This is a genomic window from Clostridium polyendosporum (assembly GCF_018332455.1).
In the GTDB taxonomy this organism is placed as follows: Bacteria; Bacillota; Clostridia; order Clostridiales; family Clostridiaceae; genus Clostridium_AY; species Clostridium_AY polyendosporum.
The window spans coordinates 1-26,142 of record NZ_BOPZ01000012.1 but is presented as its reverse complement, the minus strand read 5'-3'; the positions used below and the strand labels follow the sequence as shown (position 1 = coordinate 26,142).

25 protein-coding genes are annotated in these 26,142 nt (G+C 31.8%); 11 read left to right on the top strand and 14 right to left on the bottom strand.

What is annotated here, in order from left to right:
- Positions 1 to 108: 108 nt before the first annotated feature.
- A complete protein-coding gene (locus CPJCM30710_RS08395) occupies positions 109 to 333 on the top strand; it encodes a (2Fe-2S)-binding protein (protein ID WP_212903724.1) in 225 nt (74 codons plus the stop codon).
- A gap of 100 nt (positions 334 to 433) precedes the next feature.
- Here CPJCM30710_RS08395 and CPJCM30710_RS08390 read toward each other — a convergent pair whose 3' ends face one another.
- The 6 genes from CPJCM30710_RS08390 to CPJCM30710_RS08365 form a co-directional block, all read right to left on the bottom strand.
- On the bottom strand, positions 434 to 1,036 hold the full coding sequence (locus tag CPJCM30710_RS08390) for a CHAP domain-containing protein (protein WP_212903723.1): 603 nt from the start codon (positions 1,034 to 1,036) through the stop codon (positions 434 to 436).
- Between the two features lie 70 nt (positions 1,037 to 1,106).
- Entirely contained in the window at positions 1,107 to 1,727 is a 621-nt protein-coding gene (locus CPJCM30710_RS08385; RefSeq protein ID WP_212903722.1) for a DUF1643 domain-containing protein, read from the bottom strand.
- A 175-nt stretch (positions 1,728 to 1,902) separates the two neighbouring features.
- Entirely contained in the window at positions 1,903 to 2,136 is a 234-nt protein-coding gene (locus CPJCM30710_RS08380) for a hypothetical protein (RefSeq protein WP_212903721.1), read from the bottom strand.
- 117 nt (positions 2,137 to 2,253) lie between these two features.
- Positions 2,254 to 2,580, bottom strand: coding sequence for a hypothetical protein (locus tag CPJCM30710_RS08375; protein ID WP_212903720.1), 327 nt, complete (start codon positions 2,578 to 2,580; stop codon positions 2,254 to 2,256).
- Between the two features lie 18 nt (positions 2,581 to 2,598).
- Positions 2,599 to 3,555, bottom strand: a complete 957-nt coding sequence (gene floA / locus CPJCM30710_RS08370) for a flotillin-like protein FloA (protein WP_407644980.1) — start codon at positions 3,553 to 3,555, stop codon at positions 2,599 to 2,601.
- A 30-nt stretch (positions 3,556 to 3,585) separates the two neighbouring features.
- Positions 3,586 to 4,083, bottom strand: coding sequence for an NfeD family protein (locus tag CPJCM30710_RS08365; RefSeq protein ID WP_246503496.1), 498 nt, complete (start codon positions 4,081 to 4,083; stop codon positions 3,586 to 3,588).
- 191 nt (positions 4,084 to 4,274) lie between these two features.
- On the opposite strand from CPJCM30710_RS08365, the gene CPJCM30710_RS08360 reads away from it, so the two are divergent.
- The 5 genes from CPJCM30710_RS08360 (at position 4,275) to CPJCM30710_RS08340 (ending at position 8,830) form a co-directional block, all read left to right on the top strand.
- Positions 4,275 to 5,450, top strand: a complete 1,176-nt coding sequence (locus tag CPJCM30710_RS08360) for a class I SAM-dependent rRNA methyltransferase (RefSeq protein WP_212903718.1) — start codon at positions 4,275 to 4,277, stop codon at positions 5,448 to 5,450.
- A 24-nt stretch (positions 5,451 to 5,474) separates the two neighbouring features.
- The gene (locus CPJCM30710_RS08355) at positions 5,475 to 5,894 is read left to right on the top strand and encodes a HutP family protein (RefSeq protein WP_212903717.1); all 420 of its coding nucleotides are present in this window, start codon (positions 5,475 to 5,477) and stop codon (positions 5,892 to 5,894) included.
- Between the two features lie 269 nt (positions 5,895 to 6,163).
- Entirely contained in the window at positions 6,164 to 7,165 is a 1,002-nt protein-coding gene (locus tag CPJCM30710_RS08350) for an ABC transporter substrate-binding protein (RefSeq protein WP_212903716.1), read from the top strand.
- Between the two features lie 2 nt (positions 7,166 to 7,167).
- Positions 7,168 to 8,043 (top strand): ABC transporter permease, encoded by an 876-nt coding sequence (locus CPJCM30710_RS08345; RefSeq protein ID WP_212903715.1) that lies wholly within the window; start codon positions 7,168 to 7,170, stop codon positions 8,041 to 8,043.
- On the top strand, positions 8,036 to 8,830 hold the full coding sequence (locus CPJCM30710_RS08340) for an ABC transporter ATP-binding protein (RefSeq protein ID WP_212903784.1): 795 nt from the start codon (positions 8,036 to 8,038) through the stop codon (positions 8,828 to 8,830). Before CPJCM30710_RS08345 ends, CPJCM30710_RS08340 begins: the two co-directional genes overlap by 8 nt.
- 105 nt (positions 8,831 to 8,935) lie before the next feature.
- Here CPJCM30710_RS08340 and CPJCM30710_RS08335 read toward each other — a convergent pair whose 3' ends face one another.
- The 5 genes from CPJCM30710_RS08335 to CPJCM30710_RS08315 all read right to left on the bottom strand — a co-directional run bounded on the left by CPJCM30710_RS08335 (position 8,936) and on the right by CPJCM30710_RS08315 (position 14,072).
- On the bottom strand, positions 8,936 to 9,649 hold the full coding sequence (locus CPJCM30710_RS08335) for a 2-phosphosulfolactate phosphatase family protein (RefSeq protein WP_212903714.1): 714 nt from the start codon (positions 9,647 to 9,649) through the stop codon (positions 8,936 to 8,938).
- Complete coding sequence (locus CPJCM30710_RS08330) at positions 9,649 to 10,596, bottom strand: PucR family transcriptional regulator (RefSeq protein WP_212903713.1); 948 nt, start codon at positions 10,594 to 10,596, stop codon at positions 9,649 to 9,651. The genes CPJCM30710_RS08335 and CPJCM30710_RS08330 overlap by 1 nt, the downstream gene beginning before the upstream one ends.
- A gap of 11 nt (positions 10,597 to 10,607) precedes the next feature.
- On the bottom strand, positions 10,608 to 11,717 hold the full coding sequence (locus CPJCM30710_RS08325) for an ABC transporter ATP-binding protein (RefSeq protein WP_212903712.1): 1,110 nt from the start codon (positions 11,715 to 11,717) through the stop codon (positions 10,608 to 10,610).
- A 79-nt stretch (positions 11,718 to 11,796) separates the two neighbouring features.
- Positions 11,797 to 12,744: a TIGR01212 family radical SAM protein gene (locus tag CPJCM30710_RS08320; protein WP_212903711.1), complete on the bottom strand. Its 948-nt coding sequence runs from the start codon at positions 12,742 to 12,744 to the stop codon at positions 11,797 to 11,799.
- A 236-nt stretch (positions 12,745 to 12,980) separates the two neighbouring features.
- Positions 12,981 to 14,072, bottom strand: coding sequence for a hypothetical protein (locus CPJCM30710_RS08315; protein ID WP_212903710.1), 1,092 nt, complete (start codon positions 14,070 to 14,072; stop codon positions 12,981 to 12,983).
- A 144-nt stretch (positions 14,073 to 14,216) separates the two neighbouring features.
- Here CPJCM30710_RS08315 and CPJCM30710_RS08310 point away from each other — a divergent pair, with 144 nt between their 5' ends.
- Positions 14,217 to 15,266, top strand: coding sequence for a YkvI family membrane protein (locus tag CPJCM30710_RS08310; RefSeq protein ID WP_212903709.1), 1,050 nt, complete (start codon positions 14,217 to 14,219; stop codon positions 15,264 to 15,266).
- A gap of 142 nt (positions 15,267 to 15,408) precedes the next feature.
- Positions 15,409 to 16,314, top strand: coding sequence for a radical SAM protein (locus CPJCM30710_RS08305; RefSeq protein ID WP_212903708.1), 906 nt, complete (start codon positions 15,409 to 15,411; stop codon positions 16,312 to 16,314).
- Between the two features lie 193 nt (positions 16,315 to 16,507).
- Here the strand turns inward: CPJCM30710_RS08305 and CPJCM30710_RS08300 are convergent, their stop codons facing one another.
- Positions 16,508 to 17,755 carry a 6-phosphofructokinase gene (locus CPJCM30710_RS08300; protein WP_212903707.1) on the bottom strand — a complete coding sequence of 416 codons (1,248 nt, stop codon included), beginning with the start codon at positions 17,753 to 17,755 and terminating at the stop codon, positions 16,508 to 16,510.
- A 541-nt stretch (positions 17,756 to 18,296) separates the two neighbouring features.
- On the opposite strand from CPJCM30710_RS08300, the gene CPJCM30710_RS08295 reads away from it, so the two are divergent.
- From CPJCM30710_RS08295 to CPJCM30710_RS08285, 3 genes are all read left to right on the top strand, one after another.
- The gene (locus tag CPJCM30710_RS08295) at positions 18,297 to 19,442 is read left to right on the top strand and encodes an ABC transporter permease (RefSeq protein ID WP_212903706.1); all 1,146 of its coding nucleotides are present in this window, start codon (positions 18,297 to 18,299) and stop codon (positions 19,440 to 19,442) included.
- Positions 19,435 to 20,106 carry an ABC transporter ATP-binding protein gene (locus CPJCM30710_RS08290; protein ID WP_212903705.1) on the top strand — a complete coding sequence of 224 codons (672 nt, stop codon included), beginning with the start codon at positions 19,435 to 19,437 and terminating at the stop codon, positions 20,104 to 20,106. Before CPJCM30710_RS08295 ends, CPJCM30710_RS08290 begins: the two co-directional genes overlap by 8 nt.
- A 240-nt stretch (positions 20,107 to 20,346) precedes the next feature.
- Positions 20,347 to 20,718, top strand: coding sequence for a four-helix bundle copper-binding protein (locus CPJCM30710_RS08285; RefSeq protein WP_212903704.1), 372 nt, complete (start codon positions 20,347 to 20,349; stop codon positions 20,716 to 20,718).
- Between the two features lie 109 nt (positions 20,719 to 20,827).
- Here the strand turns inward: CPJCM30710_RS08285 and CPJCM30710_RS08280 are convergent, their stop codons facing one another.
- Both CPJCM30710_RS08280 and CPJCM30710_RS18065 read right to left on the bottom strand, forming a co-directional pair.
- Entirely contained in the window at positions 20,828 to 22,168 is a 1,341-nt protein-coding gene (locus CPJCM30710_RS08280; protein ID WP_212903703.1) for a peptidoglycan-binding domain-containing protein, read from the bottom strand.
- A gap of 61 nt (positions 22,169 to 22,229) precedes the next feature.
- Positions 22,230 to 25,814, bottom strand: a complete 3,585-nt coding sequence (locus CPJCM30710_RS18065) for a S8 family peptidase (protein WP_281413965.1) — start codon at positions 25,812 to 25,814, stop codon at positions 22,230 to 22,232.
- Positions 25,815 to 26,142 lie beyond the last annotated feature (328 nt).

Sequence of the window (26,142 nt, the reverse complement as noted above, 5' to 3'; positions counted from 1 at the left end):
AACATATATTATTATTTAATATTGACTTTTGCCACTTTGTATATTTTAATTAAATCATTCAATACTTTTCTAAATAATCAAATTATATTAAATAAGGAGCATAAAAGTATGCAAGATAAATTAGATGAGCAAATTCTTGATAAGATTACAAAAGTCTGCTTATGCAAAGCCATTCCACGCTCCAAAATAAAAGATGCAATAAGAAATGGTGCGCTTACTCCTGAAGAAGTTACAAAGGTTACAGGAGCACGTACAGGCGGGTGTAATGGTAGAAGGTGTACTCCTAAAATACAAGAGTTGATAGATAATTATCTAAATAATGGATGGTCCTAATTCACCAAAGAGAGTGTAGAATGCTAGACAATTAAATGGCAACTGACTTAGCAGTTGCCATCCTTTATATAAAATAACAAATTGTATTATAAAATTTTCTTTAATCTTTTCTTAGCCATCCAGCTATACTTTTTCCCTCACCTATAAATGGCTTATCATCCTTATACGTTATTCTCAGTTTATCTCTAGTTTTTCCATAAACATTCTGTTGAACTATCTCAACATACTCTTCTTTAACCTTACTAATAATAGCTAAATGGCCATATTCTCCATTAGTAAATACTACTATATCATCAACCTTAGGCTTATCACCATCTCCATTTTTAAACTGAATAAGTCCTCTTTTAGCATTTAATTCACCATTTTTTACATTAGTGTCAAAATACTCATTTGCATTTCCACCTCCTAATATAGAGAAATGTAATGCATCATGATAATATCTATTTATAAATTCTACACATTGCCACTTATAACCATAAATATAGCCATCCTGGCTTTTATTTATTTCAAAAACTTTTTTACTATCCTCTCCATTATTATATATCTCAACGTTCTTATAAACATCTACTACCTTTCCTATTTCATCACTATACTTATATGATATAGCTGTTATAAAAGATATTATTGTTCCAAAAACAATAGTTAAAAATATAGCAATAAATATATAAAAAATTAATCTTAAGCTATTATTTCTAACTTTCATATATCCTCTCTTAAACATTCCTATAACATTCCAAATTATTAGATTAAATAAAATATATCTACAGTAAAAACTACCATTCAAACTTTAAAAGTTCATCTTTTAATCCCCAACAAAGACAGTGTCTAGGATAACCTCTTTTTGTGAGATCACCAACATAAAATATCTCTTTTGAAATATCATTTATATGCTTATGCTTTCTTATAAGTTTTAAAATATGCTCAACTCTTGCATTATATATTTTTTGAATATCTAGTATCGCTTCACCCCAACCAAGAATTATATAATCTGCCTCCAAAAGTGCTGATATAATTATGTCATCATTTTTAATAACTCTATTTTCCAATACAAAACTATCATCATTTCCCGTAATAAAGGTTTCTCCTTTATTAAAAAAAGCTTCAGTTACATTCTGTCTATCATACTCTATAGGTACAAACAAATTGACTAATGTAATCTTTAATATAGGTCCTAAATCCTCTTTTTTAGAATTAATATACTTTAAAATTCTTTGTACCATCTTATTACATTGGTTATTATCACAAGGTTTTGGAGCTCTACCTATGACAAGTACATTTTTCTTTCCTCTTCTGTTCATGTGGAAAGAAAGTTTATAGCATCTATCACCCTCATAATCCTCAATTCTTTCAATTGAATTCTTGCAAATAAACCTAGGATATTTTCCACTTAGCATACTTTTTATTCCCTTCTAAAATGTTTTCATAAAATCTTATTAATAATTATTTAATAAAAATCGAATATATTCGCAAATTGCGAAATTAATTATCTTTAGATGAAAGCAGACTACTTATTTTTGTAAGATTATTTAAAAAAAATAGGAGGTCATATGACCTCCCAAGCTTATATATTTATAGCTTTCCTAATAATTCTTTTATTATATCTACTTGTCGCACTGTAAGTCCTACAGCATCACCTATACTTCTTGAATCACTACCATCATGCATCAAATCTTTTACCATTTGAAGTTTATCAGGATCCATTATAAAACCTTCTACAGCATCAGAATCTTTATCAGATATGCTCTTTAAACTATTTTTAAGTTTATCATCAAGGTTCAATTCTTTTATTCTATCCCATGCCATAATAAAAACCTCCCAAAATAAGTTCTGTAATTAGTATCTCTTAGGAAGATTATTTTTATGTTAATTATTTTCTCATACGATAGATAAACTAGTGTATTTTTAGACTAATTTATGAAATCATCTTCTTAAAATTCTTCTCTTTCTTCTACATACAGGCTTGTTTATAATTTCTGAATAAATTATAGCCTGTTTAAGTTTAGTGGAATTTATTTCTTCCACAATGCTTTCTATAGCTCCCGTTTCTTCATATTGATTACTATTGGTTTTTACATCTTCAACATTATTATCCAAAATCTTAGAATTTTGTTCTTGTAATTCATCTTGTTCTTCACTATCCTCAAAACTTTGCTGCTTAAATTCATTTAATTCTTTTTTAATATCAGAACCTAACTGCTTAAATTCCTTTATACTCTCATTAATAAAATTAAAAATACTTTCACCCATATTCATCACACCAAAACCCTATTTCTTATCGTCAACTATTGTTTTCTTTTTCTGCCCAGACTCTGAAATAGAGGATCTCATTTTTGTATCAGCAATAATATTTTGCATATCATAATAATCCATTATTCCAAGTTTCCCATCTCTTAATGCCTGCGCCATAGCTCTTGGCACTTCAGCTTCTGCTTCCACAACTGCGGCTCTCATCTCCTGTTCTCTTGCAACAGCCATAGCTCTTCTCTCTTCTGCTTTTGCCTGAGCAATATTCTTATCTGCTTCAGCTTGAAGGGTTTGGAGGTGAGCACCTATATTTCTTCCTACATCAACATCTGCAATATCTATTGAAAGAATCTCAAATGCAGATCCTGCATCTAACCCTTTATTCAATACTGTTTGAGAAATAGCATCAGGATTCTCTAATACTTCCTTATGGCTAGTCGAAGAACCAACAGTAGTAACTATCCCCTCACCAACTCTGGCCAATATAGTAGCTTCTCCCGCTCCACCTACTAATCTCTCAAGATTAGTTCTTACTGTTACTCTTGCCTTTACTAAAAGTTCTATACCATCTTTAGCCACAGCTGAAACATTTGGAGTTTCTATAACCTTTGGATTAACGCTCATCTTAACAGCTTCAAAAACATCTCTTCCTGCAAGGTCTATCGCAGCAGCCTTTTCAAACTGTAAATCAATATCTGCTCTGTGCGCGGCTATCAAAGCATCAACAACCTTATCTACATTACCTCCAGCAAGGTAGTGAGCTTCAAGCTGATTTACACTTAAATTCATCCCTGCTTTTGTTGACTTTATAAGTGGAAGTACGATTCTACTAGGTATAACTCTTCTAAGTCTCATACCTATAAGATTGAAAATGCTAACCCTTACATTAGCAGCTAGTGATGAAACCCAAAGTCCTAGCGGTACAAAAGTAAAAAATGTACTTAACAAAAAGAACATAATTAATACTGTAATAATCATTTTAACAAATGTGTTCATCAATATCCCCCCCTATTTAATTCTTTTTACACAAAGTTTTGATCCTTGAACTTTAAAAATTCTAACAGCTGTACCCTTTGAAATGTATTCACCGTCAGCAACAACATCGAACTTTACTCCATCAAAATCTGCTGATCCTGATGGTCTTAAATCTGTTATAGCCACACCACTTTTGCCCAATAAATACTCTAAGTTTGAATAGCTTATATAACCTTTTTCCTTCCTTTGCTCTTCTGTAAGTATGAGCGGATTAAATAGCTTACCTTTTGTGAATGATCTTAAAACCACAGCTAGCATTATTCCCAACACAGCAAGTATGCTAAGAATCATGATTAAAGCTTCTAAAAAAGATGTAGATGTTATAAACACAGCAGCAATAAGACATATAGCTCCAATAATTCCTGGTAGTCCAAACCCTGGAACTATCATCTCTATAATTACCAATGCAAATCCTACGATCAATAAGATTACAGTTAATATAGAAAATGCTGAAAATAAAGCTGTTCCCAACGCACCTCCTCCTTTCCATCTTACTTAGTTTTATATTACTCATAACACTAAAGTTTTGTAACTCGCCCATTGTCCATTAATTTCCAATGACCTTAAATATATGATACCACAAAATAGGATGCTTGTTTACTCTAGTAAAAATTGTTCCATATGTTATAATCTTATAAGAATTTGTACGAAGGAGTGAAAATATGGCTAGTAAATTTTATTTACACAAAGGATTAAGTAAAAAAGTTGAGCAAGGACGCCCTTGGATATATATTGATGAAATAAATGAATATGATGGTGATTATGAAAATGGAGATATCGTAGAGGTATATAATCCTAAAGGTTACTTTATTGGTAAAGGCTATATAAATGATAGAAGTAAAATAACTATTAGAATAATGACAAGAAATGAAAATGAAGAAATAAATGAGGACTTTTTTAGAAGAAGATTTAGGGCAGCATGGGAATATAGAAAAAAAGTTATAGATACCTCTAGTTGTAGATTCATCTTTGGTGAAGCAGATTTTCTTCCTGGCCTTACAGTTGATAAATTTGAAGATTATTATGTAATTCAGATTTCTACTCTTGGTATGGACAAATATAGGGATATAATAGTTAAGATATTAACTGAAGAATATAGTGCAAAGGGTATTTATGAAAGAAGTGATATTTCCACAAGAGAGATAGAAGGCTTAGAGCAAAAAAAGGGATTCCTTACTGATCCTTTTGATACCATGATTGAAATTATAGAAAACGGAGTTAAGTACCATGTTGACCTTGAAAATGGTCAAAAAACTGGTTTCTTCTTAGACCAAAAAGAAAATAGAAAAGCAATCCATAGGATTTGTAAGGATATGGATGTCCTTGATTGCTTTACTCATACCGGTTCCTTTGCTTTAAATGCTGGTATTGCTGGAGCTAAGTCTGTATTAGGCATAGATATCTCTCAGCATGCTGTGGACTTTGCTACAAGAAATTCAGAACTTAATAAGCTTTCTGATAGAGTTAAATTTGAATGTCATAATGCCTTTGATGTGCTTCCACAATGGTCAAGAGAGGGAAGAAAGTTTGATGTTGTTATCCTTGATCCTCCAGCCTTTACAAAATCCAAAAACACAATTTTAGGAGCAAAAAGAGGATATAAAGAAATTAACCTAAGAGGATTAAAGATGGTTAGAGAAGGTGGCTACCTTGTTACATGCTCCTGTTCACACTATATGAGTGAAGAGTTGCTTGCTAAAACAATAGCTGAAGCGGCACAGGATGCTAAAAGGCAGATACGACAAGTAGAATTTAGAACCCAATCTGCAGATCATCCTATTTTATGGAATTCAGATGAATCATATTACTTAAAATTTTATGTTTTCCAAGTTATTTGATAATGGTATCACCAGGAGGATGTTATGAATATAAATAGTATTGATGTAGCTAAAGCTTCAATAAAAATGTCCACTTCTTCAAGAGAAGAAGAAATGATACTAATACAGGAGTTGAAGAAACAAGGAATTTCTGCTGTAGCTGTAGATATAGGTGGAAACCTTATTGCTTCTATCCCTAAGATTATAGAAAGAGCATTAGTCGCTTCAAAAAGAAGTGGCTTAATATTAGATTATCATGTTCACGATGGTGCTGTAGCTGGAGCAACGCGAGATGCAATAATGCAGGTTTCACTAAAGGCAAATGGATTAAATGTTGGTGGAAAGATTGGTATTGCTAGAGCTGGTGAACATCTAAGCGTATGCATATTTATGAGTATAGGATTACTTCATCTTAACGAAGTAGTTATAGGCTTAGGTCATAGATCATTACCAGATAATACATAAAGTTTGTTATTGACTTAACATTTGGAGTATTTTAGAATAACTAATGTAGTATATGTAGTTTTTTAACATATTGTTTTCGTAGTATGATTTTTGTAGGATAGTAGATTAACCAGCATTTTAACATGAAAAAAGTAGCACAGTGGAATGGTAGGAGATATTAAGCAGAAGGGGATTTTTATGCCCTCTTAATAGTATTTATTTTTGTTAATTTAGCCTCTCCTATTTACGGAGAGGCTTTTATTATTTTATTTATTTAGGAGGATGGTAGTATGGTATCAAGAAAAAGACTTTTAGCACTAATTTCCACAGTTGTACTTTCAACAATCTTATTTATGTCATGTTCAGAAAGTACCAAATCAACAAACAAATCTAATAAGATAAAAATCGGAGTTACTCAGATTGCAGAACACCCTGCTTTAGATGCTTCTCGTAAGGGTTTTGTAGATGCTCTTGCATCAAAGGGTTTTAACGACGGAAAAAACCTTGAAATAGATTATCAAAATGCTCAAGGTGAAATTGCAACTGCTCAAACAATTGCACAAAACTTCGTTTCTCAAAAGAAAGATATGATTTTTGCAATTGCAACCCCATCAGCACAGGCTGCTTTTAATTCTACAAAGAATATTCCAATTTTAATCACCGCAGTTACAGACCCGTTAAAAGCAGGATTAGTTAAAGATTTAAGTAAAACAGAAACTAATATAGCAGGAACTAGCGATGCTGCACCAATTGAAAAACAACTTAATCTATTAAAGACTCTTGTACCTAACGCAAAGAATGTTGGAGTATTATACAATACCAGTGAGGCAAACTCCGAGATACAAGTAGCTCAGGTTAAAGAGATTGGTAAGAAGCTTGGTCTAGAGATTGTTATAGCAGGAGTTACTAACGTAAATGAAATCCCTCAAGCCTTCAGCTCTATATCAGGAAAGATTGATGCTATGTATACAATTACTGATAATACAATAGTTTCAGGTATGCCAATATTAGCTACAAAAGCTATAGAGAAAAAAATTCCTATTATAGGTGCTGAAGAAGGACAGATTAATGGTGGCGGATTAGCAACTGAAGGAATAGATTATTACAAGCTTGGATTCCAGACTGGACTTATGGCAGTAGATGTGCTTAACGGTAAAAATATAAAGGATATGCCTATAGAAACTCTTAAAGAAACTCAATTAGTTATAAATGAAGATACAGCTAAAAAGCTTAATATAGCTATACCAGATGAATTAAAATCAAAGGCAAAAATAGTAAAAGGAGGCAACTAATAATGGATTTCCTTATTAACACTCTTGAGCAAGGCTTTATATTTGGAATAATGGCTCTTGGAGTATTCATTACCTACAGCATTTTAGACTTTCCTGACCTCTCAGTAGATGGAACCTTTGCCTTAGGAGCTGCTGTTTCTGCTTCCTTTCTTACAAAAGGGATTAATCCTTGGATAGTTTGCCTTATTGCTCTGCTCTATGGTTTAATAGGAGGACTTGTAACAGGTATCATACATGTTAAGCTAAAAATTACTAATCTTCTTTCAGGTATTCTAGTGATGATATCACTTTATTCTGTTAACTTAAGGATAATGGGAAAAGCAAATGTGCCACTATTTAATAATAAGACTATTTTTTCGTATGATCTTTCACCTATTTTAGTAATCTCAATACTTGTAATATCAGTTAAGCTTCTTATGGACTTATTCTTCAAGACAAAGCTTGGATATATGTTAAAAGCTACAGGAGATAATAACCAGTTAGTAACTTCATTAGGAGTAAGCATTGGATGGTGCAAAATTCTTGGTCTTATGCTTTCAAACGGATTGGTAGCATTAGCAGGATCAATAATGGCACAATATCAGAGATTCTCCGATATAACCATGGGTAACGGAACTATAGTTATGGGACTCGCAGCTATCATTTTAGGTCAATCCATATTTAAGAAGCTTACCTTCGCAGCTTCTACTACTGTGGTTATCATAGGTGCAATACTTTATAAGGGAAGTATAGCCTTAGCTCTTAGAATGGGGTTCCCTCCAACAGATTTAAAACTAATAACGGCACTTATAGTTTTAGCTGCTATTGTAACAAACAATAAAAATTTTAGTAAAAGCATAAAAATGCTATTTTCAAAGGGGGGTAATGAAGTTGCTTAAGCTTGAGAACATTAATAAAATTTTTAATGAAGGAACAGTAAATGAACAAAGAATTTTTGAAGGTCTTGACTTCTCTGTTAAATCGGGTGATTTTATAACTATACTCGGTAGCAATGGTGCAGGAAAATCAACCTTGCTTAACCTTATAGCTGGTACCCACGCTGCTGATAAGGGAAAAATTATTTTAGCTGATAAAGATATTACAAAGTTAAAAGAACACCAAAGAGCTAAGTTTATAGGAAGAGTTTTTCAAAATCCTACTTTTGGAACATCACCTTCAATGACTATATTAGAAAATCTTTCTCTTGCTTTAAATAAAGGAAAAACTTTTGGACTATCCTTAGGTGTGAACAAGAAAAATATTACCTACTTTAGAGAAATCTTAACTACCTTAAATCTTGGTTTAGAAGATAAACTTAACATTAAGGTAGGTGCTCTTTCTGGTGGACAGCGTCAATCTCTTTCTTTATTAATGGCAACCTTAGTAGAACCACAGCTCCTTTTATTAGATGAACATACTGCAGCCTTAGATCCTAAGACTTCCGCCTTAATAATGGAGCTTACTAATAACATAGTACAGGAAAAGAAAATTACTACACTTATGATCACTCACAATCTTAATCATGCCATTTCTTATGGTAGCAGATTAATAATGCTTCACAAAGGTAAAGTAATCCTTGATATATGTGGAGAGGAAAAATCTCAACTTACTATAAATAAACTAGTGGATTACTTTGATTCTATAAAGTGTAGTGATGCTTTAAGTGATGAATTAATGTTAGCATAAAAAAATATAACTGAATTAGTCTTAATATATAAAAAAATCAACAGGCATCGTGCTTGTTGATTTTTTAAATAATATGAAAGATATGAAAACTATAATAAAACTAATCTAGACTGCATTAACTATTTCCCCATTTCTATATTCGGGTACTATGTAAAATACATCTTTTTGCATGCAATAATCTATATCATCATGAAGATTTAAACTTTTTAATATATTGAAATGGCTAGCATTCTTTATATAATCAATAATATTACTGTTATTTTCATAAATATATTTTGCAGTAAAAGCGATATCACTTAATTGAACTTTACTATGTTCCATTAAACAATTTATCATATATCCAGCACATATAAAATCATCCATAGAAAATTGTCCAACAGTACCTGCATTAACAAATACTACATCTTCGTTAAGGTCTTGTAGTTTTTCAACAATTGCCTTTCCATTTAGCATAGAGCCTATAAATATCCTCTTTGCCTTATGACAAGCATTTATCGCTCTTGTCCCATTAGTAGTTGTAAGTATAACATCCTTACCGCTAACTAACTCTGAACTATAATCAAGAGGAGAATTTGAAAGATCAAAATCCTCTATTTTTACAGCTTTTCTTTCTCCACCTAAAATATAGTACTTTCTGTTTTGTTTAGCTAGTTCTAAAGCTTCTTCAACTGTTAACAAAGGTATTACTCTATTTGCTCCATTAGCTAAAGCAGTAGTAATAACTGAAGTCGCCCTAAGCATATCTATAACCACTACTACTTTATTACTAAGATATTCATCCTTTATATGGTCTGCAGATATTATAATATCTACTTTCATTATATTCTCCTTTCCTTCCACATAAGGAAAGCAATTATAAAAATAGAAGCTTGTTTGAAATCTCTTATGTCATATCCCGTATCTTTAAGTATTTTATCAAGCCTATATATTAAAGTATTTCTATGAATATAAAGTTTTTTTGCAGCCTCACTTATATTTAAACCATTGTTAATAAACTCTTCAATTGTAGTAATTATTTCACTATCAAATTTTATAAACTTATCTTTAAACTTTTCACAAACTTCGTGTTTTACGTGATCATTAACATTATATACTATTTTCTCTAACAAAAGACTTTCTTCATCAAATATTAAATTTTTCAAGTCATATTTTTTTCCAATAAATATACAAGTTAATGAATCATCAAATGACTTTTTTAGCTCTACAGCTCCACCTTCAAAGGAACTATAGCTTACATAGCACTTCGTATAGAGATCTGAAAGTATGGCTTCTCTCATACTAATAGCATGCTCCATCTCATCCTCAAAATTACCTAAAACAACTATATACTCCTTATAAATCATGCTTATTACTTCTTCACTATTATATAACTGTTTAATTATATTTAATGAATCATATATGTTTTTGTCTACAGCTATTAAAAAAAGAGTGCACTTATTATGTAAGAAAGGAAGGGCACTATAAAGTGCCTCTGTAGAAACACCTCTTCCTTCTAGCATATCTATAATTACTTGTTCCCTTATCGAAAAGATTTCATTATATTTTGATTCTATAGAGTACTTAAGCAAAGATGCACAAATTTCAAAATCCTTATTAAGTAAAAGATTCGCTGTTTGATTTCCTAGCCAAATTTCTTTCTTTATTAAGTTTTGTCTATCTATATTAATAGTTGAGTCAAACCACACGGTGCCATCTTCAGAAACTAATTTAAAACTAACTCCACTATGTTCATTTAGCTTCCTTAGAAACTCTTTGAAATTGTACATCTTAAATCCTCCTATAGTACTGTAACTTCTGATTCTTTATCGAAAATGTGCAGCTTTTCTACTTGTAGTGCAAATTTAGCCTTATCTCCTGATTGAAGTTTAGTGTTTCCATTTACTTTTACAGTTATATTATTGTTACCCTTTGAAGCATAGATATAGCTTTCAGATCCCATAAGTTCAGTAACTTCTACATTCGCTTCTATTACAGCATTTGGATTATTAGCTATAAAGTCAACATTATCATTAATATGCTCTGGTCTTATACCCATTATAACATCTTTTCCTATATAGCCACCTCTTTTTAGCACAGCGGCTTGACTGTCAAGTAACTCTATTGTATCCTTTCCAAATTGAACTGTAACCTTTTTATTTGCCTCAACAATCCTTGCATCAATAAAGTTCATTTGAGGACTTCCAATAAAGCTTGCAACGAATACGTTAGCTGGGTTATCATATACTTCTTGTGGAGTATCAACTTGTTGAACTATACCATCTTTCATAACAACTATTCTTGTACCCATTGTCATAGCTTCTGTCTGGTCATGTGTTACGTATATAAATGTTGTTTCTAGTTTCTTATGAAGCTTTGAAATCTCAGTTCTCATTTGAACTCTTAGCTTAGCATCAAGGTTTGATAATGGCTCGTCCATTAAAAACACCTTAGGTTCTCTAACTATAGCTCTACCCAAAGCAACTCTTTGTCTTTGTCCTCCTGATAAAGCTTTTGGTCTTCTTTGTAATAAATGTTCTATATCAAGAGCTTTTGCAGCATCTCTTACCTTTTTATCTATTTCATCCTTTGGTACTTTTCTTAACTTTAATCCAAACGCCATATTTTCATATACCGTCATATGTGGGTATAAAGCATAACTTTGGAAAACCATTGCAATATCTCTATCCTTTGGTGCAACATCATTAACTAGTTTATCACCAATCCAAAGTTCTCCACGTGATATATCTTCAAGCCCAGCAACCATTCTTAAAGTTGTTGATTTACCACATCCAGATGGACCAACAAATACAATAAATTCCTTATCCTCAATCTCAAGATTAAAATTCTTTACTGCTGTAACATTCCCTGAATAAATTTTGTATATATTTTTTAGTGATAGGTTTGCCATTTGTCCTTCCCCCTTCAATTATCTTTAATATAATTGTAACCGTTTAATGAGGAATATTCTATATGAAGAAATTACAAATCTATTTCAAGTTATTTGTAAAAAAATCCAACCCCTGGTAAGATGAATTATCTTCCATATATTTATCTATATCATTTAAAACTTCCCACTTCTTCAAACTCCACATAGGTCCTATAAGAAGTGCTCTTGGTGCATCACCAGTTAATCTATGTACTACTACATCCTGTGGAAGCATACTTATCGACTTACATATAAGACTTATATATTGCTCTTGACTTAGGAACTTTATTCTGCCTTGTTCATATAACTTAACAAGTGGAGTATCCTTCATAAGATGTAGAAGATGAAATTTTACTCCTTGTATATCACAATGTGCTACATAATCTACTGTTTTAAGCATATCTTTTTCATCTTCTCCTGGAAGTCCAAAAATAGTATGTACTACCACATCTATTCCTCTAATTCTTAAGTTTCTTACAGCTTCTTCAAAAACATTCAACTTATATCCTCTATTTATTACCTTTGCAGTATCTTCATTTACAGTCTGAAGACCAAGTTCTACCCATGTATAAACTCTCTTATTCATCTCTTGCAACAAATCTAAAACTTCTTCTGTAAGGCAATCTGGTCTTGTAGCTATCGCTAGAGCAACTACATCTTCTTGTGATATAGCTTCTTCATATTTTTCTCTAAGCACTTCTATAGGTGCATAAGTATTCGTATAAGCTTGAAAGTATGCTATATACTTTCCATTCTTCCACTTTTTGGCCATCATTTCTTTTATATGTTCAAATTGCTTAGATATAGAAAAACATCTTTCTCCAGCATAATCTCCTGATCCTCTTTCACTGCAGAAGATACATCCTCCTCTACTTATTGTCCCATCTCTGTTTGGACAAGTAAATCCTGCATCTAATGATATTTTAAATACCTTTTCTCCAAACTTTTCTCTTAAAAAATAATTAAGACTATGATATCTTTTGCCTCCCCATTCTGTCTTCTTGTTCATGAAATCAACCTTTCTAACTTAAATTATTTTATAAACTTAATATATACTAAATTGTATTTAAGAATTAGACAACATACTTGACATTAAAGGAAGAAATTCAGCTAAAGCCGAATTTCTTCCATACTTGCTAATTATAAATACTAATTCTAACTTTATTCTAATCTATGCCTAACTTCTTATATTTTTATTTTTAAAGATATATATCTAACATTAAGTAATTATGTAAGTTTATTATATTACAATTTCATTACCTTTAAATCTTTTATATCTAATTTATACTTGCCAACTACATCTTGTCTTGAATCCTTTGCGTTTTTAAGTGCCTTTATATCAAAAAAGACTTCATTTTTACCAAACTTTGAAAAAACTATTTCATATTTATCTTTAGGAAAAAGTTGATCAAAATCTGCATCAACTAGGTTTGTTTCTGAAACGCCATATATCTTTAATCTTCTACCACTTCCTTGTTCTATATATTCTACAGCTAAATAATTATCATCTTGAGAAAAAACTAAGGCATTGACATAAGCATTGTCGTATATGTCCACAGATTTTATTTTCTTAGCTAATGGTTTTTCATCTTCTTTTTCTTCCTTTTCATCTTCTTTTCCTTCCCCTTCTTCTTTTTTATCTGCAATAGTAGGAACGGCTTCTTCTATTTCTAATGTAGCTATATATGAACCTTTATCATCCCTCGTAGATATAGCCATCTTCTTACCTGAGATAGCATAATTTATTGCTCCAAACTGTTTATCTGGCACAGTCTTTTTTAAAATATTAGCTTTATTACTCTTAGGATACATATCCTTTGGTACATTAGTAAGTTTTATTACAGTTTTTGATTTTGGATCGTCTGCTGATATAGATTTAATTTTATCCCCCTCCTCATAAGCCTCACTTATTATAGAAGCTTTCACATCCTGTATTTTATAGTTTTCCCCATTTTTTTTGCTGACCTTAACAATAAATAAATCTACATCTGCTCTTGGTACTCCTCTTTTTATTCTATTTACCTTAACTCTTACAACTACATTTCCTCCTGCTTGACTTATATCACTTACTAAATAATCTACTATCTCTAGCTCAGCATTGTACAAATCCTGAGTTTTATTTGCAAGCTCTGGATCACAAAGTTTTCTAGCATTCTCAAAATCATTCATTGCAATATAGCCTATGTACTTTTCAACCACTTCAACAGCTTGTTTTTCATTAACTAAATATTTCTTTTTTTCACTCTCGCTAAGCCCATTACCTTGTTTTTTACATCCACAAAATGAACAAAAAATAATTAATATAACACCAAGAAATGACCATATTTTTTTACTCATGTCACTCCACTCCTTATCTTTTCTACAATATTAGGGTTTCCAAATACGTTAAAAGTATAATTGAATTTTCAATGTATATCTTAGAATAATTCTAGGACAACCCATATATATTATTTATAAAGAACTACCTACGGAGGGATCATATTGAAAAAAGAATTTGTTAAGGTTTTTCAAATAGCAGCAGTTTTTATAGGAACTATAGTAGGAGCTGGTCTTGCTTCTGGAAAGGAAATAACTCAATTCTTTACTTCTTATGGATATAAAAGCTTCATTGGAATAATTTTATGTGGAATCTTTTATATTTGTATGTGCTCTATAATATCACGGATAAGTATACGTTATAATCTTAATTCATATAGTGAACTTATTAATATTGTAAGTCCAAATTTTTTAGGTAAAATAACTGGTTTTATTACTACTTTTTATCTTGTATCATCAGCATCTATAATTCTTGCAGGAAGTGGAGCTATTATGAATCAGTTTTTCGGAATACCTAAAATAATAGGAACATTAATAATGGCAACATTAGCTTTACTTACACTAATGAAGGAAACCTCCGGATTAATTGAAATTAATTCTCTTATAGTACCATCTCTTATTATAGTAACTTCTACTATACTCATTCTATACTTAATGTTCTATAGAGACATAATAACCCTTGACCACATGAAAAATCTTGGAGCAAAAAAAGATGAATGGTGGCTCTCTACTATTCTTTATGCAGGATATAATATTCTGTGTTGTTCTGGAGTGCTAGTACCTTTAAGCACCGAGATGAAAAAAACTAAAACTATGATTTTAGGTATTACACTTGGATCAATAGGACTTACTATTTTATGTTTATTTATAAATCTTATGCTTATGCTTAATCAGCCTTACATTTATCAATATGAGATTCCATTGCTTTATATCACAAATAGATTTGGAAAGTTGATGCAGTTAATGCTTTTAATCATTATTTGGCTTGAGATGTTCTCTACTGAAGTCTCTGATGTTTATTCAATTTCAAAAACCTTAGATAGAACCTTTAAACTTAAATACAAGTATGGTATATTCTTAGTAATAGTTATCGCTCTACCTATATCTCAAATAGGTTTCACAAATCTTATATCTACTCTTTATCCAATTTTTGGAGCATTAAGTTTATTCTTTATTTGTCAATGTATATGTTTCTATATCTATAAAATGAAGTAGAATAAACTTTCTATAGTCAACATCTTTTGAATTTTGTATAATGAAACTGTTTAAACATTGAATCCACTTAACTTTAGGCAGATTTTGCTTGATGAAATAGTAATAAATCATAGCATAAATATGTTCACTAGAGGTGTTAAAATTGAACAATACAAAAATACTGCAAAGATGTAAGCTATGTGTTAGAGAATGTAACGTAGATAGATTATCTGGAGTTCTAGGTTTCTGTAAAGCAAGCGCTGAAGTAAAAATAGCAAAAGCAGCGCTTCATTTTTGGGAAGAACCTTGTATCTCCGGAGAAGAAGGTTCTGGTACTGTATTTTTCTCACACTGTAATCTTTCCTGCGTGTTTTGTCAAAATTATGAGATAAGTCAAAAGTATAGAGGTAAAGAGATTTCCATAGAAAGGTTAAGTGAAATATTCCTTGAACTTCAACAAAAAGGAGCAAATAATATAAATCTTGTTACTCCAACTCATTATGTTCCCCAAATTATTGAAGCTATAAAATTGGGAAAAAATAGAGGCTTAAAACTTCCTATTCTCTACAATACTAATGGCTATGATACCATTGAAACAATAAAAACCTTAGAAGGATGTATAGATGTTTACCTTCCTGATTTTAAGTTCTTTGATAAAAAATATGCCATTAAATATTCTAAAGCTCCTGGTTATGTGGAAAATATAAAAAATATAATTAAAGAAATGTTTCATCAGGTTGGAGAGCCTAAGTTTAATGAGAAAGGATTAATTGAAAAAGGAGTTATTATAAGACATCTAATGCTTCCTGGACTTCTCTTTGATTCTAAAAAGGTTCTTGATGAAATTTATACTACATTTGGACACACAGTTTACTTAAGCCTTATGAATCAGTATATTCCTATGAATAAAACTAATGAATACCCTGAAATAAATAAACCATTATATCCAAGTCATTATGACTCTATGATAGACTATGCTCTTTCTATTGGAATTAAGAATGGCTTTGTACAGGACAGTGGAACAAATAATATTAGTTACGTGCCGAAATTTGATAATGAAGGCGTTTAGTGAATTAATACCTTTCAATAAATAATGAATTTAAAAAGGAATTCAACTTAAGCTGAATTCCTTTATTTCTTATCATTTCACGAAGTGGAATCTGACTACAACGGAAAGGGTTCAATGCCCTCTCAACTTTATTGGTGCCATTTCACAAAGTTACATTTGATTAAAGCTAAGTATGTTCGGTTTTATTTAATAACTAATCTAAATTTACAAACTTTTTTGTTAAGTTAACGTACTTAACTAAGCCATTGCTTTGGAAAGAATCAACTTGGTCAACTATAAGTGGTTCAATATAATCTATCATTTCTTGATTAACTGTAGCTTTCTCAATATTTATCCATTCTACTGGTACTTTTTTAACCATGTTGCATACTTCATTAAGTGGCACAAGGTCTGCAACAGCTTTATATCCCTTATCAGTTGTTCTTTTTATGCCAACCATATATCCACTGATGCCCTTAATTGCATAGTCTACTGCTGCTTCTCCTACCATTATAGCTTCATCTATATCAGTCTTTGAAGCACAGTGCCTCGCACATCTTTGAGTTATATTTAACTCTATCATCTTTACTCTATTATGTATATTTTCTTTTATAACTTCTTGAAGATATCTTCCTATCCCACCAAGCTGTTTATGTCCAAACGCATCACTACTATAGCAGTTACTATCAATATTTATGTACTCGCCATTTTCATCTTTTAAACCTTCTGACGCTATTATTAAAATTTTACCATTCTTTTCTCTAGCCTTCTTAACATCCTCTATAAACTTACTCTCAGTAAACGGTGCCTCTGGTAAGTATATCAACTGATTAACATCAGGAACAGCTTTTTGTATAATACCACTTGAAGCTGCTAACCATCCAGTATCTCTTCCCATTACCTCTATTATAATAATGCCTTCATCTTTATAACAATTCACATCCATCCAACATTCTATTGCTGTATTACATATATATTTTGCTGCACTTGCAAATCCTGGACAGTGATCAGTTCCTACCAAATCATTATCTATAGTTTTAGGCACTCCAAAAATCTTTACATCGTGTCCATTTGCTTGTGCATACTCATTAAGCTTGCTTGCAGCATCCATAGAGTCATTACCACCTACATAGAAGAAATACTTTATATCCAGCTTCTCAAATGTAGAGAATATATTTTCATATTCTTCAGGCATGGTCTTAGGATCTTTTAATTTATATCTATTTGAACCTAATGCTGCTGATGGCATGTATTTAAGCATTTCTTGTTCACTACTATCTAATGCACCTAAATCAAATATTTTCCCCTCAATTATACCTTGTATTCCATTTGCTCCAGCATATACTTTTCCACCTTCTGATACTTCTAAAAATCTCTTTAAAACTCCATATACTGAAGAGTTTATCACTGCTGTAGGGCCTCCAGATTGTGCTACAATACAGTTTCCTTTAACTAAACTCATATAACATATACCTCCAATACAGATAATAATTGGTCAAAATCCATAAACGTTCATCTAAGTCTCCCTAAAGCATTTTAATACAAATTAAGCTGTGGGTAAACAATTTATTTTTTATGGATAATTTTTCAATAATTCTTGTTTAATTTAATATTATTTTTCATTATTATCCTCATAATATAAAAAAATCTATTTTATAATATCACCTTAAAATTCAATACATATATTATATATTCATTTAATATAATATGTTCTATTTAAATAGAATAATGAAAATCTCCTTTATACAGTCACGAATATTATGATATTCTTGTCGTAAGTTGTAAAGTAGTTAATTTTTTATTAATTTTTTATTATTTTATTTAATAATACTATATTTTTTATCAAAGTATAGTTATAGTATTTTTAAACGACAATTATATAATCCTCACAAAATAAAGAAACATTAATTAAGGAAAAAATATTATTAGGTTAGTTAAAATAGCTATGTAAAATTATGTAAACAGACAAAAGATTATTCTTTATTAGGAGGAGTGTTACACATATGATTACATCATTAAAAATAGCATGGAGATTTTTAATAACAAACAAAATTCAAACATTAATAATAATTTTAGGAATTGCTGTTGGCGTATCTGTACAAGTTTTTATTGGACTTCTTAGTAAGGGACTTGAAAATTCGCTATTGAATAAAGTTGCAGGCAATTCTGCCCATATAGTAATTTATGGTGCAATAGAAGATTACCAGCAAAAAAAAGAAACTATAAAAAAATTAGATAGCCAAATAGTATCAGTAGCCCCTAATTCAGAATATAATGCCTTTGTTAGACTTAATAATACGACTGAACCAGTGCGAATACAAGGATTCATTCCTCAAGATCTTGATTCACTATATAATATAAAAAGTAAGATTTACAAGGGAAGAACTATTGAAAATACTGGGGAAGTATTGATGGGAATAGACTTAAAAGAAAAGTTAGGGCTCCAAATAGGTGATAAAATTGATATAGTAACAATTAATAATAGAAAAACCCAATTAACAATAGTAGGTTTCTATGACTTAGGTTCTGTAAAGGTAAATAGACTTTGGCTTATTACGAATTTACAAACCTCTCAGGATTTAATAGGCTTTGGAGATCGTGTGAATTCTATAGAAATATCTATTAAAGATCCCTACAATGCAGATTACATAGCAAAGAAAATAGAAAATGGCCTTTCAGACAGCAAATTAAAAGTAGAAAATTGGAAAACCCAGAATAAACTTTTACTTAGTGCAATAGTAGGACAAAAAATATGCAGTATTATAATTCAGTTTTTTGTACTTCTTTCAGCAGTTCTAAGCATAATAAGTATACTTGGAATAAGTGTGGTTCAAAAATACAAGCAAATAGGTATTTTAAAATCAATGGGAATGAAAGATGGTTCTTCAGCACTTATATTTATACTGAAAGCTTTTATATTAGGTATGTTTGGGACTGGACTTGGCATATTGTTAACCCTTATATATATAAAAGCTTTTAATATACATATAATTTCATCAGAAGGTACTCCTTTAATTAATATAGTTATAGATTATAACTTTATAATTATATCGTCTGTAATTGATATAATAGCATCAACTTTAGCTGCTATCCTTCCCGCTATAAAGACCTTTAAACTAACTCCTATGGAGGTAATAAAAAATGGCTAACATTATAGAATTAAAAGATATTAATAAAGTTCATGGTAAAAAAGTAAAAACACATGTGTTAAATAATATAAATTTATCTATCAATGAAGGTTCATTTAATTCTATTATAGGAGCTTCTGGGAGCGGTAAAACTACATTACTAAATATAATAGGTACTCTAGACAAACCTACAAACGGACAATTATATATAGAAGGTGAAAGAGTTGATAAAATGAGTAGACGAGCCTTAGCTTCGATTAGAAATAAAAAAATAGGTTTTATATTTCAATTTCACTACCTATTGCCTGAAATTAATGCCTTAGAAAATGTGCTTATGCCTTATAATATAAAAAGCTTTTTAGGATCAAGAAAAGTTCGTGAAAGAGCGGAGGAACTTCTTGAATTAGTTGGACTATCTGCTATAAAGAAAAATAAGGTTTACGATTTATCAGGTGGGCAGCAGCAAAGAGTTGCAATTGCTAGAGCTCTTATGAATAATCCTAAAATTATATTGGCAGATGAACCTACTGGGAACTTAGATTCTCACTCAGCTGAATGTGTATACAATATTTTTAGAGATATAAATAAAAAATTTGGTACAACCTTTATAATAATAACTCATGATAAGAACATAGCTGAAAAAGCAGATAGAGTAATACAGATAAAGGATGGTATCATAGTCTAATGATATTAAACAAGCATATACCGTAGTGCTTATAAACAGAGATCAGACCTAACATGAAAAGCAATAAAATTAAGAAGTTTTACTTTTCTTTTCAATGGTAACTCTCTATACTATATGTAACCTAAAAGTGCTACAAATACCTTAGATACTTGTTCATCGGTTGAAACCTCTGAATATATACATAAGAACAGACCTTTAAGTTAATACTAAGTGTGTATTTTTTTAAAGGAGGCGTTCTAAATGAGTCCAATTGCAACAATGCCAACAAATACTCTAATGAAACCCAACGATCAATTCCAAAATTGTATCGATATATGTACAAAGTGTGCACAAATTTGTGAGGAATGCTTTGCTCTATGTCTACAAGAACCAGATGCAAATGCTAGAATGAATTGCATAAAAACACTTATTGACTGCGCACAAATCTGTTCATTGGCAGCTTGTTATATGTCAAGAAGAAGCATAAATGCACAACTAATTTGCGACACTTGTGCAACTATTTGTGAAAAATGTGCTAGTGAATGTAGTATGTTTAAGGATGAACACTGCAATATATGTGCAGAAACTTGCCGTCAATGTGCTACAGAATGTAGAAGAATGGCAGAAATGTAGTAAAAATTAAAAGTAAAGTGTACTACTGTAAAATTAAGTAGTACACTTTACTTTTAATTATATTAAATATCATAAAACATTGATGGTACTAAAATGATGCACCATCGTCTCAGTTTTGATCATCAAAGTATGGAACATGAGGAGTATTATTAGGTCTATATGAATCATACGAAATTGGAGGAAAGAAAATTCTCTCTATTCCTGAACTCCTTCTAAGTTCTGCTATCTTTGTTACACCTACATATATATCTGAAATTCTATACCAAGTAGCGTAATCTACATTTCCTGTCTGTGGCAAATTAAAAACACTTTGAAATACCTTAACTGCTTCCTGTGTTGCAGGTCCATAAACACCATCTACTGGCACCTTCGGAATTAATGGATAATTCTCTGCAATTCTATTTAAAAATTCTTGAACAGTTCTAACAGGCTCACCTCTCGCCCCTATAGTTAAGGTATAACCTGGATAAGAGGTAGGGATTCCTTCGACCTCTTCTGCTCTTCGGAGTTCTATGTCTGTTCCATAAAAGTTTGTTAGTATTTCATAAGGAGCTCTTCCTTGATCACCCAAATATTTACTTCCCCATTGAGTCAGCCATCCTGGACACTGAACTTTTTGTCCATCACAGTACTGCGTTAATAAAGGTTGCTTCCTTCCAAATCTTTTAATATAAGTTGCAAATATTTCATCTACTATTGAACTTATGTTATCGTATATGTTTCTACCAAAGCTAAAAGCATGATCATATGCTGTAGAACTTGTAATATCAAAATTCTTTCCTTTTCCTCTATACCACTCTGTATATATCCTATTTAATGTAAAAGAAACTATGCAGTATACATTTGCTCTTATTGTAGTATCAGGCCATGTTGCAAAAATCTCTGAACTAGCTACATTTTTAATATAATCCTTATATCTAACTGTGTAATTAGGTGCTGCCGGATCATCTGGAACCCCCTGGTGTACTACCACAAACTCTGGAACAACTGGCTCAGGTAGCACTACGGTTCCAACTGGTGGAGGAAGCGGTTTTTCTGGATCTTCTGGAATCTTAGGTGGAAAATTGCCTACAAGCCTATTAGGTTGGATTAGTATAATTTGGCCCTCCTGTCTTGCTGTTCTTGTTTCTTGTAAATTAGCCTGCTGCAAGGCTATCCTTTCAGGAAATATCTGACTTCCTCTTATAAATACCGGTGCGAATCCCTCCCTCTCAATCTTAATATCACATAAGCTGTAGGGAACTTGATCTGTTGGTACCTGAGAATACTCTATAGGTGGTGTCTGAAGTTCTACCTCTGGCGTTGTTCCTGATGAGTCTGTTGTAACTTGTATGTCTTGTGTACCTGGCGTAGCAAATTCTCCTACTTGGCTTATTGTTATTCTACTATTATCTAATGGAATATACTCGTTACCCCTAAAAGCTTGGATTTTTAATCTTCCTATAGCCATGAACCAAACTCCTTAATAAATTTTTCTCTATTATAGTATGAGAGGTGTTCATTTTATGTGATTAATATTCTGGCATTCTTATAAATAGATCTCCTATCTTAAATTCATTATCACTAATAAGAACGTTACTTCCATCTAATCTATTTCTATTATCACGTCTGTCTAATCCTCTTATATTATCGAAAACCCCTTTCATATTAAGCATTCCATAGCCCCACTGTTGATTCGGATAAATATCACCCTCACGTTTTGAAGTACCCCTTATTAAATAAGTTCTGAGTTTTGTTGCATAAAGAGTAGGATCATTTCCATCAACAATTCCCCATTGGAGAAGTAGTGCACAGCATCCTGTGGTTACTGCTCCTGCTACACTTGATCCTGAAATTGAAACAACACTTCCTCCTGGTGATGTAGTTTTTGCATTTACTCCTCCAGCTACAAAATCTGGCTTAATCACTCCATTCCTAGTATATCCTCTTCCAGACGCCCCTACAGTAGCATTGATATTTTGATTATAAAATCCAGAAGTAATGACTCTTCTAGCAGTAGCAGGAATAGTTAATGTTATATACTGATTTGGTGCTAAGAACTTTGTATCTGGTGCTAATAACTTTCTTTGAAGAAGCCATGCATCATATCTTCCTTCTACTACTAGATCACCTATAAGCCTAAACTCCCATATACCTTCCCTAATATTCCGAGCCCTAATTACAATCCTTTGGTCTCCTGTGGTCTCTTCTGGGATAAAATATTGTATGGTCATAGTGGTGCCTTCATAAACAAAGTTAATGTCTATTGCTTGATCTATTCTTGGAGGAATTCTATCAATTACTTCTCCAGAAGGAGAATTAATACCTAATGAGAACTTATTAGGTTTACCTACCCAGATTTCAAACATAAGATTTGTCTGATTTCTTCCTACTCGAAGTTCAATTGTACTCATATCTCCCTGCTTTCTTATAGTACCAGAAGTATGAGTGTCTGAATCCCCTTCATTTCCTGCACAAGTAACTACTATTATTCCTCTTATCTTAGTTATTTCATCAATATACCTTTCAATAACAGTAGATCCATCATGAGCTCCAAAATTAGTTCCCATTGGTATAAAAATAACCATTGGCTTTCCTAAACTATTAGCTAGATTGAATAGATACTTTATACCTAGCAAAAGATCAACATTATTATATCTGCCAGGTTCATCTCCATACACACCAAAATAGTCAAGATATGCTCTACTTGATTCCTTAAGTTTCACGACAGCTAGTGTACTTCTTGGTGCAGCTCCTACAACCTCTCTATTTTTCCCTCTAGCAGCAGCTAATCCTGCCATTCGAGTTCCATGACCTATCTCATCTCTTGAAGGAACTATAGTGTAAGGATCTCCACCTTGAATTTTTGCCTTTATTGCGCTATTTATATCCTCTTCAGTGTATTCACTTCCAAAGGGGAATTCTGCTGGTTTGTTTCCCGTCTGAATAGTCTGATCCCATATTTTAACCACTCTTGTAGTGTCATCCTCTTTTATAAATTCATCATTTAAATAATCTATACCAGTATCAATAATGCCAATAATAACCCCATTACCATTTAACGGAAGATAAACATTATTATGAAATAGCGTGGCTTGAGCGGCTTCAACTGGAGCTATCTGACTTAGAGTATATATCCCTCCTATATCTATATTAACTATTGGTTTGATTGATCTTGCTATTTGCAGTAATTGACCAGCTGGTGCACTTAGTATTGCACGAAATTCATCCAATACAAAAACACTAACATTAGGATATTGACTTGCTGCTTCAACTATATCTCCTGAATATTCAACTACAACACTATTATAATTTTCACTAATAAAAGGATTTTCTTGTCTCAAGAGCTCTCTCACTTCACCTCTCCCCTCCTTAGCCTCTTTAAGCAAATTAATAGTATTTGATGCACAAACAGTTCCAAAGCCCCAACTTGCATTTGGATATACTACATCCGGCCTATCTCTCTGAGCTCCCTTTGAAATATAATACTTTAATCTATCTGCAAAGAGGAACAGATCATTACCTCTTATGATGCCCCATTCAATAAGAAGAGCACAAATCCCAGATACATGTGGAGCTGCCATAGATGTTCCTGTTTTAGTATCAAACCCTCCACCTCTTGCTGTAGAAAATATTTCTTCACCAGGTGCTACTATATCTGGCTTAGTGTATGGAGCATTTAGTAATTGTCCTCTTCCTGAAAAAGATGATAGATTGTTAGTCCTATAGTCATAGCTGCCTACAGAAATAACACCTTCAACAGTTGCTGGTATTCCTAAAGTATTATATACAGTAGGCTGAAGAAATCTGGTTTGAGGACTTAATGCCTCAGCGATAGGAAGCCAGATATTGAACACTCCTCTATATCTGTTTAATGATCTCAATGTAATTCTCCACTCCCCTGGAACTATCATGTCTCCCGTGGAAATAAAACTTACAGTTATCTCTCCGTTTATATCAAAGGGTTTAGGACCTGTAAAATATATTAAGCATCTATCCTGACCTATATTTTGACTTATGAACCCTTCATTTACGATAATTGGACCACTAGTATTACCGGAGGGATTAGTTATTTGAATAGAAATATCTGAAAGTAGCGGCTTATAAAATTGAAGAGTTAAACTTTGCTCCAATTGGGAAACTACTAAAGAAACATTTAACTCTTCCCTTAATTCTCCACCAACATGATGTGCTGCCTCACCCTCGTTACCTGCTGCGATAACTATAGAAGCACGCTTAAGTTTAGAAACAGTTTGAATATATTGCTCCAAAAGGCTAGTTCCATTATGAGCGCCATCATTAGTACTTAAGCTTATATTTATAACAAGAGGTATATTTAATTCTTCTGATTTATCAACTAAAAATTTTATACCTCTCATCAGTTGTGTACTTAGAGCAAAATTAGCAAACCCATATCTTGTTATTTTCACCATAGCAATAGAACTTTTAAATGCTACTCCATAATACTGCTTATCGATTCTACCTCCTGCACAGGCTATTCCAGCTACATGGGTACCATGTCCTAACGTATCGGTGACATTAACTACTGAAAGAGGATTTGGTGATCTCAGTGCTTCGTTAATTTCAGTCTTAGTATAAACTCTTTGTTCTTCAGACAAATCGTAAATATATTCAATCCTCGTATCTCCATTATCATCTCTAAATGCAGGATGGGTATAATCAATACCTGTATCTATAAAACCTACTAAAACTCCTTCTCCTGTTAATCCGTCAATATCCCATAATGGAGGAACACAGCAAGCTCTATTACTCTCAAAACTAGAAGTAAAAAGAACCTTAGGAAGTTCAACATACTGAACCCCTTCAAGTTCTGATAACCTGCGTATATCCACAGCTTTTATGGTAACTATACCAAACCCAAAACCTAGGATTTCTAGTTTTCCACCGATTTTATCCACAGATTGTCTAACTTTATCCACATCTTCCCCAAATAAGACTACAACTTCTATACTTCCCCTGTTAATTCTTTCATTCTGTGCTATTTTATTTAACTTCAATATTAATTCATCTGGTATATTGCTTAATAGATTTAAAGTTGTATCAAGCTTATTATTAGCTATGATAACCACTCCCCAAAAATCTTTATTTAAGAACAAACAACTTGAATCCTCGGTCAATTCAATTATGAAGTTGTTTATCTATATATAATAAAGTATTCGGGAAGTTTTAAAAAAATGTAGTTATTAAATATATGATCATTAACTAAAAGCAAAAGCTAAGCAAGCATCGTCCCCCTTCATTCTTAATCAGATTTCACCTGATAAAATGACAACTAATAAAAAAAATAACGACTTTCGTCGTTATTTTTTTCCAGTTTGCTGAAAAACCCCCTGTTTAAAAAACAGAGGGGTTTTCTAGCAAACTTGTGGATAAATTTTAAAAGAGAGCTTTTCTATTAATTTGAATAAAATTTTATATAAATCT

Coding starts and splice junctions, on each gene's coding strand:
- CPJCM30710_RS08390 (WP_212903723.1), bottom strand. CDS start 1,036: ATGAAAGTTAGAAATAATAGCTTAAGATTAATTTTTTATATATTTATT.
- CPJCM30710_RS08360 (WP_212903718.1), top strand. CDS start 4,275: ATGGCTAGTAAATTTTATTTACACAAAGGATTAAGTAAAAAAGTTGAG.
- CPJCM30710_RS08355 (WP_212903717.1), top strand. CDS start 5,475: ATGAATATAAATAGTATTGATGTAGCTAAAGCTTCAATAAAAATGTCC.
- CPJCM30710_RS08395 (WP_212903724.1), top strand. CDS start 109: ATGCAAGATAAATTAGATGAGCAAATTCTTGATAAGATTACAAAAGTC.
- CPJCM30710_RS08300 (WP_212903707.1), bottom strand. CDS start 17,755: ATGAGTTTAGTTAAAGGAAACTGTATTGTAGCACAATCTGGAGGCCCT.
- CPJCM30710_RS08320 (WP_212903711.1), bottom strand. CDS start 12,744: ATGAACAAGAAGACAGAATGGGGAGGCAAAAGATATCATAGTCTTAAT.
- CPJCM30710_RS08385 (WP_212903722.1), bottom strand. CDS start 1,727: ATGCTAAGTGGAAAATATCCTAGGTTTATTTGCAAGAATTCAATTGAA.
- CPJCM30710_RS08345 (WP_212903715.1), top strand. CDS start 7,168: ATGGATTTCCTTATTAACACTCTTGAGCAAGGCTTTATATTTGGAATA.
- CPJCM30710_RS08375 (WP_212903720.1), bottom strand. CDS start 2,580: ATGGGTGAAAGTATTTTTAATTTTATTAATGAGAGTATAAAGGAATTT.
- CPJCM30710_RS08295 (WP_212903706.1), top strand. CDS start 18,297: ATGATTACATCATTAAAAATAGCATGGAGATTTTTAATAACAAACAAA.
- CPJCM30710_RS08330 (WP_212903713.1), bottom strand. CDS start 10,596: ATGTACAATTTCAAAGAGTTTCTAAGGAAGCTAAATGAACATAGTGGA.
- CPJCM30710_RS08285 (WP_212903704.1), top strand. CDS start 20,347: ATGAGTCCAATTGCAACAATGCCAACAAATACTCTAATGAAACCCAAC.
- CPJCM30710_RS08315 (WP_212903710.1), bottom strand. CDS start 14,072: ATGAGTAAAAAAATATGGTCATTTCTTGGTGTTATATTAATTATTTTT.
- floA (WP_407644980.1), bottom strand. CDS start 3,555: ATGATTATTACAGTATTAATTATGTTCTTTTTGTTAAGTACATTTTTT.
- CPJCM30710_RS08350 (WP_212903716.1), top strand. CDS start 6,164: ATGGTATCAAGAAAAAGACTTTTAGCACTAATTTCCACAGTTGTACTT.
- CPJCM30710_RS08280 (WP_212903703.1), bottom strand. CDS start 22,168: ATGGCTATAGGAAGATTAAAAATCCAAGCTTTTAGGGGTAACGAGTAT.
- CPJCM30710_RS08335 (WP_212903714.1), bottom strand. CDS start 9,649: ATGAAAGTAGATATTATAATATCTGCAGACCATATAAAGGATGAATAT.
- CPJCM30710_RS08380 (WP_212903721.1), bottom strand. CDS start 2,136: ATGGCATGGGATAGAATAAAAGAATTGAACCTTGATGATAAACTTAAA.
- CPJCM30710_RS08290 (WP_212903705.1), top strand. CDS start 19,435: ATGGCTAACATTATAGAATTAAAAGATATTAATAAAGTTCATGGTAAA.
- CPJCM30710_RS08325 (WP_212903712.1), bottom strand. CDS start 11,717: ATGGCAAACCTATCACTAAAAAATATATACAAAATTTATTCAGGGAAT.